Annotated in this window: 13 protein-coding genes; 8 read left to right on the forward strand and 5 right to left on the reverse strand. The window is 56.5% G+C overall.

The features are described 5' to 3' along the window. The first annotated feature begins 139 nt into the window (after positions 1-139). From JFU37_RS23850 to JFU37_RS23870, 5 genes are all read left to right on the forward strand, one after another. A complete protein-coding gene (locus JFU37_RS23850; protein WP_201119517.1) occupies positions 140-736 on the forward strand; it encodes an eCIS core domain-containing protein in 597 nt (198 codons plus the stop codon). A 458-nt stretch (positions 737-1,194) separates the two neighbouring features. Then, complete coding sequence (locus JFU37_RS23855; protein WP_201119518.1) at positions 1,195-2,622, forward strand: APC family permease; 1,428 nt, start codon at positions 1,195-1,197, stop codon at positions 2,620-2,622. A 94-nt stretch (positions 2,623-2,716) separates the two neighbouring features. After that, entirely contained in the window at positions 2,717-3,451 is a 735-nt protein-coding gene (locus JFU37_RS23860) for an SDR family NAD(P)-dependent oxidoreductase (protein WP_201119519.1), read from the forward strand. A 90-nt stretch (positions 3,452-3,541) separates the two neighbouring features. Beyond that, on the forward strand, positions 3,542-4,450 hold the full coding sequence (locus JFU37_RS23865) for an NAD-dependent epimerase/dehydratase family protein (RefSeq protein WP_201119520.1): 909 nt from the start codon (positions 3,542-3,544) through the stop codon (positions 4,448-4,450). 62 nt (positions 4,451-4,512) lie between these two features. Continuing rightward, the gene (locus tag JFU37_RS23870; RefSeq protein WP_201119521.1) at positions 4,513-5,406 is read left to right on the forward strand and encodes a polysaccharide deacetylase family protein; all 894 of its coding nucleotides are present in this window, start codon (positions 4,513-4,515) and stop codon (positions 5,404-5,406) included. 164 nt (positions 5,407-5,570) lie between these two features. On the opposite strand, the gene JFU37_RS23875 is transcribed toward JFU37_RS23870, so the two are convergent. From JFU37_RS23875 to JFU37_RS23895, 5 genes are all read right to left on the reverse strand, one after another. Then, the gene (locus JFU37_RS23875) at positions 5,571-5,954 is read right to left on the reverse strand and encodes a hypothetical protein (protein WP_201119522.1); all 384 of its coding nucleotides are present in this window, start codon (positions 5,952-5,954) and stop codon (positions 5,571-5,573) included. 177 nt (positions 5,955-6,131) lie between these two features. After that, positions 6,132-7,592, reverse strand: coding sequence for an efflux transporter outer membrane subunit (locus tag JFU37_RS23880; RefSeq protein WP_201119523.1), 1,461 nt, complete (start codon positions 7,590-7,592; stop codon positions 6,132-6,134). Then, a complete protein-coding gene (locus tag JFU37_RS23885; RefSeq protein ID WP_201119524.1) occupies positions 7,589-9,646 on the reverse strand; it encodes an FUSC family protein in 2,058 nt (685 codons plus the stop codon). Before JFU37_RS23885 ends, JFU37_RS23880 begins: the two co-directional genes overlap by 4 nt. Beyond that, complete coding sequence (mdtN, locus tag JFU37_RS23890) at positions 9,643-10,695, reverse strand: multidrug transporter subunit MdtN (RefSeq protein WP_201119525.1); 1,053 nt, start codon at positions 10,693-10,695, stop codon at positions 9,643-9,645. Before mdtN ends, JFU37_RS23885 begins: the two co-directional genes overlap by 4 nt. 12 nt (positions 10,696-10,707) lie before the next feature. Next, on the reverse strand, positions 10,708-10,971 hold the full coding sequence (locus JFU37_RS23895) for a YtcA family lipoprotein (RefSeq protein WP_201119526.1): 264 nt from the start codon (positions 10,969-10,971) through the stop codon (positions 10,708-10,710). 434 nt (positions 10,972-11,405) lie between these two features. Between JFU37_RS23895 and JFU37_RS23900 the strand changes: the two genes are divergently transcribed. From JFU37_RS23900 to JFU37_RS23910, 3 genes are all read left to right on the forward strand, one after another. Continuing rightward, positions 11,406-11,735 (forward strand): DHCW motif cupin fold protein, encoded by a 330-nt coding sequence (locus JFU37_RS23900; RefSeq protein ID WP_201119527.1) that lies wholly within the window; start codon positions 11,406-11,408, stop codon positions 11,733-11,735. Between the two features lie 296 nt (positions 11,736-12,031). Beyond that, the gene (locus JFU37_RS23905; protein WP_201119528.1) at positions 12,032-12,244 is read left to right on the forward strand and encodes a DUF1059 domain-containing protein; all 213 of its coding nucleotides are present in this window, start codon (positions 12,032-12,034) and stop codon (positions 12,242-12,244) included. 256 nt (positions 12,245-12,500) lie between these two features. Continuing rightward, positions 12,501-12,899, forward strand: coding sequence for a DUF5329 domain-containing protein (locus tag JFU37_RS23910; protein WP_201119529.1), 399 nt, complete (start codon positions 12,501-12,503; stop codon positions 12,897-12,899). Positions 12,900-12,924: the final 25 nt, after the last annotated feature.

Here is a 12,924-nt window from a genome sequence, read left to right on the forward strand (position 1 = left end):
AAAAAAACATTCGGAGACTGGGTACGGAGTACCGTATGCACAATCCTGGTGGTGCTGAGTTCGGGTCTACGCTAACGCTATGCGTTTCGTCGATCAATGTGACCCACTGTTTGTGCTGCGTCCGCCCCTGGAGCGCCCAATGTCACCCATCACCACGCGCCTGGTGGCGCTGTTTGTTCTTTGCCTGCCTCTTGAAGTGCCAGCCCAGACCAACGCCTGCCCAGCTGGCGAGAAACAAGTGTGCCTGGACGGCTGCGTCTGCCTGCCAGACGTGGGACAGGTGCTCGGCCCCGTGCCTGAGGGCATCTACCAGATCGCGGCACCGGCCCTGGCGCTGTGGCTGACCCAAGCCCGCGCTGACGCGGCCAGCGCCGGCATCCAACCCATTCCGCCGCACATCCGGGAGCAGTTGCTGCGCTGGTACGACCCCAGCGTCCTCGATACCGCGCGCTACAAAGTTAGCGACAACGGCCAATTCAACGCCGCCACTGCCATGCTGCAAAACCCCGATGTCGGTGCCGTGACGTTGATCGACATCATCGTCTTCCGGGACGCTCAAACTGCAGAACAGAACATCGCGCTCTGGGCTCATGAATTAAAGCATGTGCAGCAGTATCAGGAATGGGGGGTAGAAGGATTTGCTCAGCGCTATACACAAGATTTCAATGCTGTGGAGGCGCCGGCTTATGCCATACAGGCTGAGGTCAGACGGTCGGTCCGGGAAGGGACTGACTGAAGGGTAACGGGCTGCCAGTCATTACAGGCAGAAAGCAGTCGTTTTATTGAATTGTGTCGCTCAAGTTTCAATGGCGGTGGGTGGGTTTACCCCCAGCGACTTACTTCGCTAATTCAGATTCAAATATCGGAAATTTCTGATGGTAGGTATTTTTTGGCTGTTCCTATACTGGCCCCCCCATTCAGAGGTTTAAGCGTCACAACGGGTCACGCACGTAGCTACGCAGTTGAGGTGACTGCTGGCGGCTGAAAAAATCATTCTCGGCTGGAGGGTGTTCCTGGAGGGCGATAAAGAACAAGAAAGCTGTAAGTCAAATCTGAATAGGCTGTTGGTATTTGGCTTGTTCGGGTTTTGAGTATCTGCATTTTGCTTAGTTGAATAATAAGAGCAGCGTTCAAATCAACTCAGATGGTTTGACGCTACAACATCTTCTATAGCTATTAATCAGAGCCTGAAAAATGAACTTCTATGAAATCATCGGTTATGACCGTGACGGAACTGTTCGTGATCTGGATACGGCGCTAAACAAGGGAACTCTAACCACCAGGGATGTGACGTTTTCGGCGCTGGGCTTCAATGCGCCTGGCTGGATTGCGGCCTCTTCGATGTCGATTCTTTACTCAATATCGGGCCACCGCGCTCCGCTGGCCATTTTGATTGCGTACTTCTTTCCGATGTTGGTCATGGCTTTCTGCATGATCTCACTCACTCGCCAAGCACCGTCGGCGGGTGGAGTCTTCACTTTCACCTCGCGATTTCTGCATACCCGTGTAGGGACCATTCTCGGTTGGGCGTACTCCGTTGCCTGCATGGCAGTAATGGCAATGTGCGCAATCATCGGAACCGAATATATACAGGCGCTGTTCCCGGTGTTGGCAGGTCCGCTTAATGCAAAATTGATCGGGACGGGTATGGTTCTGATCTTCCTGGCGATTTCCTGCAACGGCGTCAATGCCACAGCCAAAGTAGCCAGCGTATTTCTGATTTTCGAGATCAGCGTTGTAGCCGGGCTCGGGTTGATGGGAATCATCAATCCTCAGGTTCCAGATTTGTCAGTCATTTCCATGTACACGCTGGAAGGGTCTGGTGGTTGGTCCGCGATCGGGCCGGGGGTGCTGTTCGGTGTATGGATGCTCGCCAACTTCGATTCGGCGATCAACTATATCGAGGAGTCGCGTATTCCGGTTCGGACTGTACAACGCTCCATGCTACTCGTTCTGACTTCGGCATTTGTCATTTACAGTCTCGCGGCGATTGGCTGGCAGTACGCGGTGCCTGTAGAGAAATTGGCGGCAATTATCGAAGACGGCAACGGTGGGCCGATCGCCGCTGTGGCGAATGTCTACTTGCCACCCGCCATGGCCTGGATCGCTTTATTTGTCGTGGTCACTTCGGCATGTGCCGGATTGCAAATTTCTTCGAGTGCGGCTGCGCGTACGCTCTATCGAATGAGTGAGGAAGGGCATCTGCCAACAGCGCTTCGCTCAGTGAACAAATCGAGATCGCCATGGCTGGCCAGCGTTATCGTCTCGACCGTCGCTATTACACTGCTTTGGTGGAAGCCACTGGACAAGATCTCGTGGTACTACGATGTCGTGACCATCACGCTGGTGATGTCCTACATGGCCGCTATCGCAGCATTTATTGTCATGACCTTCCGCCGTCAACGTTTCGGTATGGCATTGACACTGTCGATCCCGGCTGCGCTGGCAATCCTTGTGCTGGGATACATCGGTTACACCGCCGGGGCCAATCCCGTTTCGCCCGAGGATCAATACACCGCCTGGTACCTTGGCGCACTGACCATCCTTTCTGGCGCGATGATTCTGGTATGGCAGTCGCGAGTTTCCAAGCAAGCCGTACTCACTCCAATGCAAGAGTCCTGATTCCGAAGTTAACGCATGCGGTCAATGTTGCAGCCTGCGTAAGCTGGGCATTGGCGCCTGCGTGCTGTGTTCATTTAAAACCATGGGTGAACTTATGAAGCGTGTTGTCGTAATTACAGGAGCAGGAAGGGGCATTGGGCTAGCAATTGCCAAGCGTTTTGCTGCAAGTGGCGATCATTTGGTACTCAACTACTTCGACGTCAAGGATCAACTGGATGCAGTGATACGTATTGCCCAAGACAACGGTGGCGATGGGATTACTGTTCAAGCTGATGTCAGTCATCCCGAAGCGGCAGCCGGAATCATCCGGGAGGCGGAGAACCGCTTTGGGCGGGTCGATATTCTTGTCAACAATGCCGGGAGGCTGGTTTCGGCGACTGTCGCGCAGACGACCTGGGCACAGTGGGAACAGATGATCAGTACCAATCTCGGGGGGACCTGGGCCTGCATGCAGGCCGTGTTGCCGGGCATGCTGGCACGCGGTCAGGGGCGGATTATCAATATCAGTTCCGAGCTGGGGTTGATTGGCTTTCCGACCTACGCCGCGTACTGCGCCTCCAAGGGCGGGGTGATCGCGCTGACAAAAGCGGTTGCGAAAGAAGTTGCCCCACAAGGCGTATTGGTGAATTCGGTGGCACCGGGGCCGATCGAAACAGACATGCTGATCAACGACACCATTGAATACAACGACGAGACACGCGCGACAATTCCATTGAAGCGCTTCGGAACGCCGGACGAGATTGCGGCCATGGTTGAAGCCCTGGCCGGACCCGCGGGAAATTATATGGTTGGACAGGTCGTTAGCCCCAATGGCGGGGCTGCGATCTAGTTGGGTGTCGTGTAATTAAACTTCACTGAGTCATTAATTTCCCAGTCAAATAAGTGGCTCTGATTTTTCTAATAACAAGAAGGATACAAAATGAGCGCTGTGATGATTACCGGTGGTTTGGGCTATGTTGGCAGGTACCTGACTAAAAAGCTCAGCGAGCAGGGCGTTAAGGTGGTTAGTTACAATCGTGACTACTCAGAGGCCAAGTCGGAGTTCATGACCCCTGTACAGGGTGAGTTGTACGATATTCCCAGGATCGTCAGAACCATCCAGGACTTTGGGGTCGATCGTATTATTCATACGGCGGCGATGTCACATCCCGACTTGTCCATAGATCTGCCGATTACGACGGTGGCCGCCAATATCGATGGCACCATTCATTTGCTTGAGGCAATGCGCTTGGCGGGCATTAAAAGGCTGGTCAATTTTTCTTCTGAAACGGTGTACGGTCACTTCGAGGGCGTGATCAATGAAAAAACACCGACTAATCCAACGACACCCTATGGTGTAACCAAAGTCGCCACCGAGCATTTTGGCCGAGTCTACAATGATCTCTATGGTATGGAAGTGACCTCGCTGCGGATTGCGGAAGTGTATGGCCCTGAAAATAAAATGCCGCAGGTTCTCAGGGATATACTTAAAACGGTTCATCGGGGTGAAACATTTATCTTGCCTACCGGCGGCGATCATCGGTTCCATTATATTCATGTGGAAGACGTTGTGCGTGCTGTACTGATGGCGGCTGAAACCAGAGATATGAAGGGCGGTATATTTAATATTGCCGGTGATCGCTCCTGGACGCTGCATGAGGCCGTCGAAATGATCAGGAAAATAATTCCTGATGCCCGCATCGAAATCGGCGATGGCTACTGGCACCTCGATCGGCATGGGGAGTGGGATCTGAGTGCGGCGGAGCGGGAGTTGGGGTATCGAGCGCAATGGTCGCTGGAAAAAGGACTGACGCATTATTCCAATTGGCTGCTCGATCACGAGTATTGATATCGGGATTGCTCGCTGTTCTTGGTGAATCAATGATATTCAGCAGCCATTGGTGATTAAGCATGATTGAAAACCCTATTGTCTGGCCAAATGGCGCACGCTGTGCCGTCTCCTTCACCTTTGATATGGATGCAGACAGCATTCTGCATGTGGCACACCCAAAGGATTCAGCAACGCGAGTTGCCAGTATTTCAATGTTGCACTACGGACCGAAGGTGGCGATTCCAAGGATCCTGGAAACCTATCGACGTTTCGAGATAAAACAAACGTTCTTCATTCCGGCCTGGTGCATCGAGCAATATCCCGAGGCCATTGAGGCAATCGTCGAAAATGGACACGAAATTGCTCATCATGGCTACATACATGAACATCCAAACGAGTTGACCCGAGAAGAAGAAGCTTATTGGCTCGATCGTGGTTGCGACACTATCAAGCGCTTCACGGGCCAGGCACCGCGAGGCTGGCGGGCTCCCCTCTACAACATGTCAGAGCACTCGGCTGACTTGCTGATCGAGCGCGGCTTCAGTTATGACGCCTCATTGATGGGGGATGATGTTCCTTATCTGTTGCGCACAAGTGCTGGAGAGCTGGTGGAGCTTCCCTCCAGCTGGGCGTTGGATGACTGGCCTCAGTACATGCACAGTATCGACATTGATTTTCAGATGCCGATTCAGTCGCCGCAACGCGCCGTAGAAGTTTTCAAGGCCGAGTTTGATGCAGCATGGGAATATGGCGGCCTTTTCATACCTGTCTGGCATCCTTTCCTTTCCGGTCGCTTGGCACGATGGCATGAAGTTTCGAAATTGATCGAATACATGATGGTAAAAGGCGATGTCTGGTTTGCACGTATGGATGAGATCGCGGCGCATGTTCAGCGTAGTGTCAGCACTGGCGTCTATAAACCACGAATTGACAGCCTGCCTTACTATCAGGGACCGGTTAAAGCCAATAAATAGCCGTTCTGATGGGAATGTATCGTGCGTATTGGGTTCTTGTTGTAATTGATGTGGGGAGGCGACCCTCGATGGAGGGTCGCTACTTTGCCTGAATGATGCTTTTTTTTTACTTCATTGAGCGCGGATCAGTGCGCTCAATGAAGCTGCAAGGCAGCGGCTGCTCACTAGCGACGATAGTAGCGGTGATCGTCCTCGTAGCGGTGCTGCATGGCCCGATCATGATGGCGCTCCCAATCATGACGGCGTTCGGCTTCCCGGCGGTCTTGCTCTCTACGCCAGTTTTCTCGGCGCCAATCGTCTCTACGGTCGTGCCAACGGCCGTCATGCCAGTACCGGTCGTCATGGGCAAGCAACGGCCCTGGCTGCTTGCCGGCCATACTGGCCAAGGTCGGCCAAGGGTTGCCGGAAGCCTGGACCGGAGCCTGAACGGCTGTGACTTCAGTTGCGAAAACAGGGTTTGAGGTCTTCATCTGTGTTGCTGATGCCGAGCCCACTGCCGCGAACGCGAACAGGCCGAGGAGCACCATCCGTGGGACATGAAATTTCATGAGCGAGGACAACCTCTGATTGACAATTGGACGTGTGGCCATCTGGCTGCGGCAAACCTTGGGGGCGCGCTTACCGAGCTTTATGTGCTTATCCACATAGACCGATAAAGAGGGAAAAGTTCTAGGAAGCCGCCATATAAATAGTCAACGGCCCTAACGCTTGGACACACTGCGCAGTCAATCTTCCTGCAATGCAGTTGTATTACTGGAGTGATAGCCACCCCCCAGCGCCTTGATCAGGGCTATTTCGCTTTCCAGCCGCTGCCCCTGCAATAGGGCAAGGCCACTATGCTCGGCCAGCAGCGGCAGGTTTGACTCAAGCGCTGTAACCCGGTCTAGCAGACCGCGCTGGTAATGCGCCGTGGCACTGTCGCGATTGAAACGCATATTGCCGATGCGCGATTGTTGCAGTTGTTCCTGCGTTTCCAACCCCTGTTGCTTGCTGCCGGCCACGGCGACATCGCGCACGGCGTCGAGCACAGCCTGGTTGTACTGATACACCAAGCCATTACTCACGCTACGGGCGGTGGCCAACTCGGCATTGAGGTGACCGCCGTCGAAAATCGGCAGGGTCAGCCCCGGGATCAGGTTGATCTGCCGGCTGCCATGGGCCCACAAATCTCCCATGTGCAGGGCGTCGGCGCCGTAAAAGGCTTTGATATCGAAGCTAGGGTAGAAGGCCGCCTTGGCCGCGTCGATGTTCGAATAGGAGGCCTGCACCAGCCATCGCAGGGCTTGCAGGTCAGGTCGCCTTGCCAACAGCTCGTAACCCAGGCTGTCGGGCACCCCATAAACGTGCTCCGGTAACGAACGCGGTGCCAGCGGCAAAGTGACGTCTGCCCCCACGCCGAGCAGCGCGCGCATGGCCTCGCGCAGTTGCCATACCTGGCTGCGCAGGGAGACAACCTGGCGATCGATCAGTGCCTGATTGCTCAACGCCTGCTGTTTCAGCGGCTGTGACTCCAGGCCACGTTCAATGCGTGCCTGGTGCGCGGCCACCACCTCGGTTGTGATAGCCGACATGTGTTGCAAGTCGTCGAGTAGCTGCTGTGCTGTCTGGATCTGGAAATACAGCATGGCCACATTGCTCGAGACCTCCAGCTCGACCCAGGCCGCTTCAGCTTGACGCGCATTGTGAACCCCCAAGGCAGCGTCGACCTGGGCTCGTTGGCGTCCCCAGAGATCCAGTTGGTAGACTCCGCCGAGACCCACCACCCCCTCGGTGTACCAAGGGCCGGTGAGCCCGAGGGCAGGCTCATTTTGGGCGAATGGTCCGAGGAAACCGTTGGCGGAGACGTGCTGGCGGTTGACCAGTGCGATCAACTGGACTTGCACGCCCGTCAAGGATTTCACGGTGTCGGCCTGGGCCCGAGCCTGGTCGATATGGCTGCGAGCGATCGCGATGCCGGGTGCCTGGGCGAAAGCCATTTCAATCAATTGGTTCAGTTGGGGATCTTCGTATCGCCTCCACCAGCTCGCCTCGGGCCAACCCTCACGGGCCAGGTGCAGGTCGTCAGCCAGACGTAGTTCCGCCGGGTCCCGTTGCGGTGCCAGGCTGCCTTCTTCGCGGATCAGTGCACAGCCACCCAGTAACAGGCCCAGGCCGAGCAGCCATGCACAATGAGCGTGTCTGTTCATGGGCTCGGTTCCGAGAGAGCACCTTGCTCATAGCATCGCCAGTCCGGTAGCGAATCCAGCAGGTGGTGCAACGTCTGCAGGTCATGCCGCAGGGTTTCGGCATTCACGCCAACTCCCGCCGTCATAACGTCGAGCGCAGGCAAGGCCTGTAACGCTGTGCCCTGGGTTTGCAGGTGTAGGGCATATTGCTCCAGCCAGTCACTCATTCCCTGTTGCTGCTCGTCCAGCCAGCGCTGCGTTGACGCCGGGAGCTGTGCTTGGAGCACCGCCCGATTGCGCTGCAATTGGTCAGTCAGCAGGAGGACCTCCCGCGCCTTGGCGAGCAGCGTCTGGGTGAACAGTGTCTGCTCCTCATGCTCGCCCTGATGCCAGCCGGGCTCCAGGGCTACCCGCGCAAGCATGGCCTCGCACTCGGCGAGCTGGCGCCAACTGCGCAGGCTCTGCCCCTGCAGGCGCTCAGATGTATCTCCCGGTTCCAATACCGGTGAGCGCAACAGCGCGGCAATCTCGTGCAGGGCATCAGCCAAGCGTCGACGCAGGCTATTGCCTTCGCTTTCCGGCCAGAGCACACCGTGCACCAGGGTGCTGACCAGCACGCCGATCAGGATGCCCACCAACCGGTCGCGGACTTCTGTGAGGTCGATGCTCGGGCCAAACTGTTCGAGCAGGGCCAGAGCGAAGCAAAACATGATCTGCATGCCGGCATAGCTGATGCGCTCGGAGCCCGCGGCCACCCATGCACCGAGGGCGATTACCGGCAGGCTCATCGCCAGCAGGCCGACCAGTGTGTCGATGTGCGGGACAACGAAGACGATACACAGCAGTGCCAGCGCGCTACCCACCAGGCAGCCGCCGATCCGCAGCAAACCCTTCTGGGTCGAGGCGCCGAGGCTGGGCAAGGCAACGATGACGCAGGTCAGCATCACCGTATGGATACCCGGCCAGTCCACGCCGTTGTAGAACACGTAACAGATCAGCGTGGCCAGCCAGGTCTTGAAGGCGAAGCGCAGGTAATTAGGGTTGCTGAAAGCATCTCGCACCAGCAACGGGTCCTTGGGTGTCGGAGCACCGGAGGGCGTGGCATGTTCAGCAGCGGTCAAGGCGCGCAAGGCGTCGCGCATTTCTTCCAGCGCTGGGGGGGCCAGAATCCGTTGCAAGGCTTCACTGCTCAGTACTGGCGGTTGCGACAGGTTATCGGCATCGATGGCTGCGGCCAGGGCCGCGCAATCCTGGCGCAGCGCCAAAAGGGCCTCGGTGTCGTCGCAATGGGACTTCAGTGCAGCCGCCGCCGCGTACAAACGAGAAACACAGGTGATCAACGCCAGTTGTTCGATTTCCCGGGTTTCTTTCCCAGGGGAGCGCATGCTGGCGAACTTCAGGAGTTTGTGCAGGCTAAGCATTCCCTGCTGGACTTCTACCGCGCCGATCCGCGCTGTTTCCAAATGTCCCTCACCCAGCGCCGCCAGGCGCGCATCGACCTGTGCCAGTTGCTTGCGCATCGTCTCGCGCAATTGTCGCTGAGGCTCTTTGGGCAACAACACGGTGTTCACCAGTAAGGTCACCAGGGTGGGGTAGACCACCGCCATCCACACCCATAGGCAGGCACGCAGTAGCAATTCCGGTTGTGCTATGAGGTCCACCAGGCTCTGCACGTAAATGGTGACGATGGCCACCACGAAGAACAGCGGGCCGAGGCGCGTTGCGCGCATGGCGAACACACTGGCGAGAAACACCGCACTCGCGCAGAGGATGCGCAGCAACGGGTAGCCGTAGGTGAACTTGAGCAGGAGGATGGCGATGCCGATGGCGATGGTCGCGCTGACGATGAACAGGATGCCGGCCATGCGCGTCAGCACCACGTTACTTTGGCTGACGAAAAACACCAGGATCAGCGACAGCGCCAGCAACGGCAATTCCAGACTCAAGGAGAGGATGATCACCAGAGCGCAGGCCAGCACGTTGCGCAACAGTGCGTTGCCACGCCCCGGAAAGGGCGAAAGCTCTGCGTCAAGGAAGCGCCAGAAGCGCCGCTCCGATGTTAGCGCAGCGTTCATTGCGGCGAGTCCCCATCCTGACCGGCATGAATCAACGCCACGGCCGATGCGCCGATGCGGAACAGGTTCGGATCGGGTTTATCGACGCGGATGCGTACCGGAAAGCGCTGTGCCACTCGCACCCAGTTGATGGTCCGCGCGACCTTCGGCAGCCCAGCGGCCTGGGCGCCGCCGTCATCAGGGAACACGCCGAAACCAATCGAATCGACTGTGCCGCTGAAGGTGCGGCCACTGTCGCTCATCAGGTAGAGGGTACTGGGGCTGCCAATGTGGATCTTGTCCAGTTCAGTCTCCCGGAAGTTCGCCACCACGTACCAGCGACGTGTATCGATCAGGCTGAAAAGGGGGTGGCCGGCGGCAGCGAACTGACCGTTGGAGGTGGTCAAACCGACAATGAGCCCGTCGAAGGGCGCGCGTACCACGCTGTGCTCCAGGTCCAGTTCGGCGCGGGCTATCTCCGCCTGTATGACCGCGCGTTTGCTCACCAGCGCATCGACCCCGCTGACCGCGGCAGCAGCTTGTTTGACCTGTAGCAGCGCCGCGTTCAATTCGGCACGGGCGCTCTTGGCGGCGGTGCGGGCCTGGTCCACCTGTTCCTCGGAAACATAGCCAGGTGACAGCAAGGGCTCCATGCGCCGCAGTGTGTCGGCGCTCTGCGCAGCGGCAGCTTTGGCACGTTCGACACTGGCTTTCACCGCTTCGGAGTTAAACTGTTGGGCATCAACCTGACGCTGGCTCAGAATGATTTCCTGGTTCAGCGCTTGCATCGAGGCTTGAGCCTGGTCCAGTACGTCCTGATACACCCGCGCGTCGATACGCAGGAGTACGTCTCCCTGTTTCACCTGTTGGTTCTCACGCACGGGCAGTTCTTCGATGCTGCCGCTCACCTCGGGGGTGACGTTTATGGTGTCGGCATACACGTAGGCATCATCGGTACGTGGGTTGGTGTCCAACCGCCATACCACCCACAGCAGCATCACCAGCGTCAACCCGAGCAATATGAGAACGATCAAGCGCCGAGGCAGTTTGTTCACAGCGGATTCGCTCATGCAAGTCCCCGGTCAATTCTGGAAAAACAGCAGCCAAGTGCTCATCGACAACAACGCGGTCAAAACCGGATAGGTCAGAACTGACGGCACCAGCCAGGCTGCGTAGCCTAACCGTGCAAGTAGTACCTGAAGCAGAAAGGCCAGCAGCATGCCGGCGAGGATGCAGAACAGCCAGTCGGGGAAGTAGGCACCCAGAACGGGAATCGAAGGGGCATTGGAGCAGCCCGATAGCGGAACAATCAGCAGTAGCGCCAACACGTTGTGTTTACGGCTCATTTGAGCTTCCACCCCAGTGCAAAACGGCAATTGGCCGATGCTATCTACATTGGCCCCGTGGAAATGTAGCTAATTTTGGACCGTCACATCAGACGGCGCATCGGATGATCCACTCATTCGGGATGGTTGCCTCTATTAGATCTGATATTCGGAATAATCGCGACTTGGTGGTTTTCACCCCTCAATGGGTCCTTTGAGGGAATGAGTCATGAATGCATCCATGGTCCTGGGGCAACAGCAACAGGGTGAGTACGCGCGAAAATTTCCCGAACTCTCTGGGGATGTACTTTTCGGCGATATCTGGGAGCGCACGCCATTGTAGCCTTCGGGTTTTGCACCTGACCCTGTATCCCATAAATGCGGACCATCTGTGTCTATCGGTAGTATCGACGGGTTGATACGGTCCGCAATCACTGTATTTCGATGAGGCAACAATGGATCTCAATGCTATCCCGTTTGGTACTACCGACTGGTCGACTATCGAACCGGTAGAGCATCCCGGACAAACAGGCACAGCCTATTGGCGAACCTGCCAGTTTGGTTCGACGCGTGTGCGGATGGTTGAATACAGTCCCGGATATCTGGCCGATCATTGGTGTTGGAGAGGTCATATCCTGCTGTGCCTGGAAGGTCAGTTGCACACTGAACTGGAGGATGGCCGTCAATTCACGCTGACTGCCGGGATGAGCTATCAGGTGGGCAATAATGCTGAAGGGCACCGGTCGTTCACCACCACCGGCGCGAAGCTGTTCGTTGTGGATTAGCACCGTGGGTCTATCACTACATTCCGCGGCACCTGAACCTTTTTTGCGGCCTCTGCGGCCACCGCTTTGGGGCTTAGGTCAGAGCTACGCGAGTGTCTGCTATTGGGCTGTGGATTCAACCAGCCAATAGCGGACGTTCCGCCCAGTGCCGCAGAGGCATTGCGCCTTGTTGCGGGCCTATACTCTAAAAGTCGGCACACTCGATGCGACATGTAGTCGCGTTTAATGCAGGGGGGCGCGTCGAGTGATCGTTCACGCAGGCTACGGCCTGCCTTCGTCGTAGAGAGGAGAAGATCATGGCGCGTAAATACATCGACTGCCGCGAGTTTCCAAGCGATACCAAATGCTCGGTCGCGCTCTCCGCAGACTCTGAAAACGAATTGCTCGAGGCTGCCGCACAGCATGCGGTCAGTGTTCACAAACACACCGACTCACCGGAACTGCGAGCTCAACTGAAGACGATGTTTCACGAAGGTACCCCACCTGTTGAAACACCGCGCCCCGCTTAGCATAAAAAGGGACAGACCACGATTTAAGGCAAATGCCGACCCATCGTGGTCTGTCCCTGTTTTTCGTCCATTTCCCTGTATCACGCGGCTAGAGGCGTGTTTGTGCTCTACTCAAATTTAACGGTGTTGCGCCTGCGTTTGAGGCTGGGGGTATTTTGCCGGGCTGGCTCTTTTAAGTCCGTGCTTGTCCTGGAACATAGGTGGTATCTGTTGGAGGTAGCTACATTCATTCAACTTTACAGGACGAGGATAAATCATGCGGATGTGGATAGGAGCAGCGGCTCGGCCCATCAGCCAATGGATGATGGCAGCTGGTATTAGCCTTATCGCAATCGTAACCAATGCGCAGGCTCAAGCCACACCTCAAGCCACTCAAGAGATCAGGGGCTTGCTGGACTTTGTCGAACACAGTGAATGCCAGTTTGTGCGTAACGGAAGCGAATACCCAGGTCCCCGGGCTCGGGCGCATCTGGAGACGAAACTGAATTATCTCGAAGGCAAGAACATGGTGAACAGCGCAGAGGACTTCATCGATCTTGCTGCCACTAAAAGCAGTATGAGTGGCCGCGCCTATGAGGTGCGATGTCCAGAGGGCACACAACCGGCAAGCACCTGGCTGAAGAGGGAGCTACAGAGGCAACGGCAGCTTCATTGATTTTGTCTCAATTCGCATAACACTC

Source organism: Pseudomonas sp. TH41, assembly GCF_016650695.1.
GTDB lineage: Bacteria > Pseudomonadota > Gammaproteobacteria > Pseudomonadales > Pseudomonadaceae > Aquipseudomonas.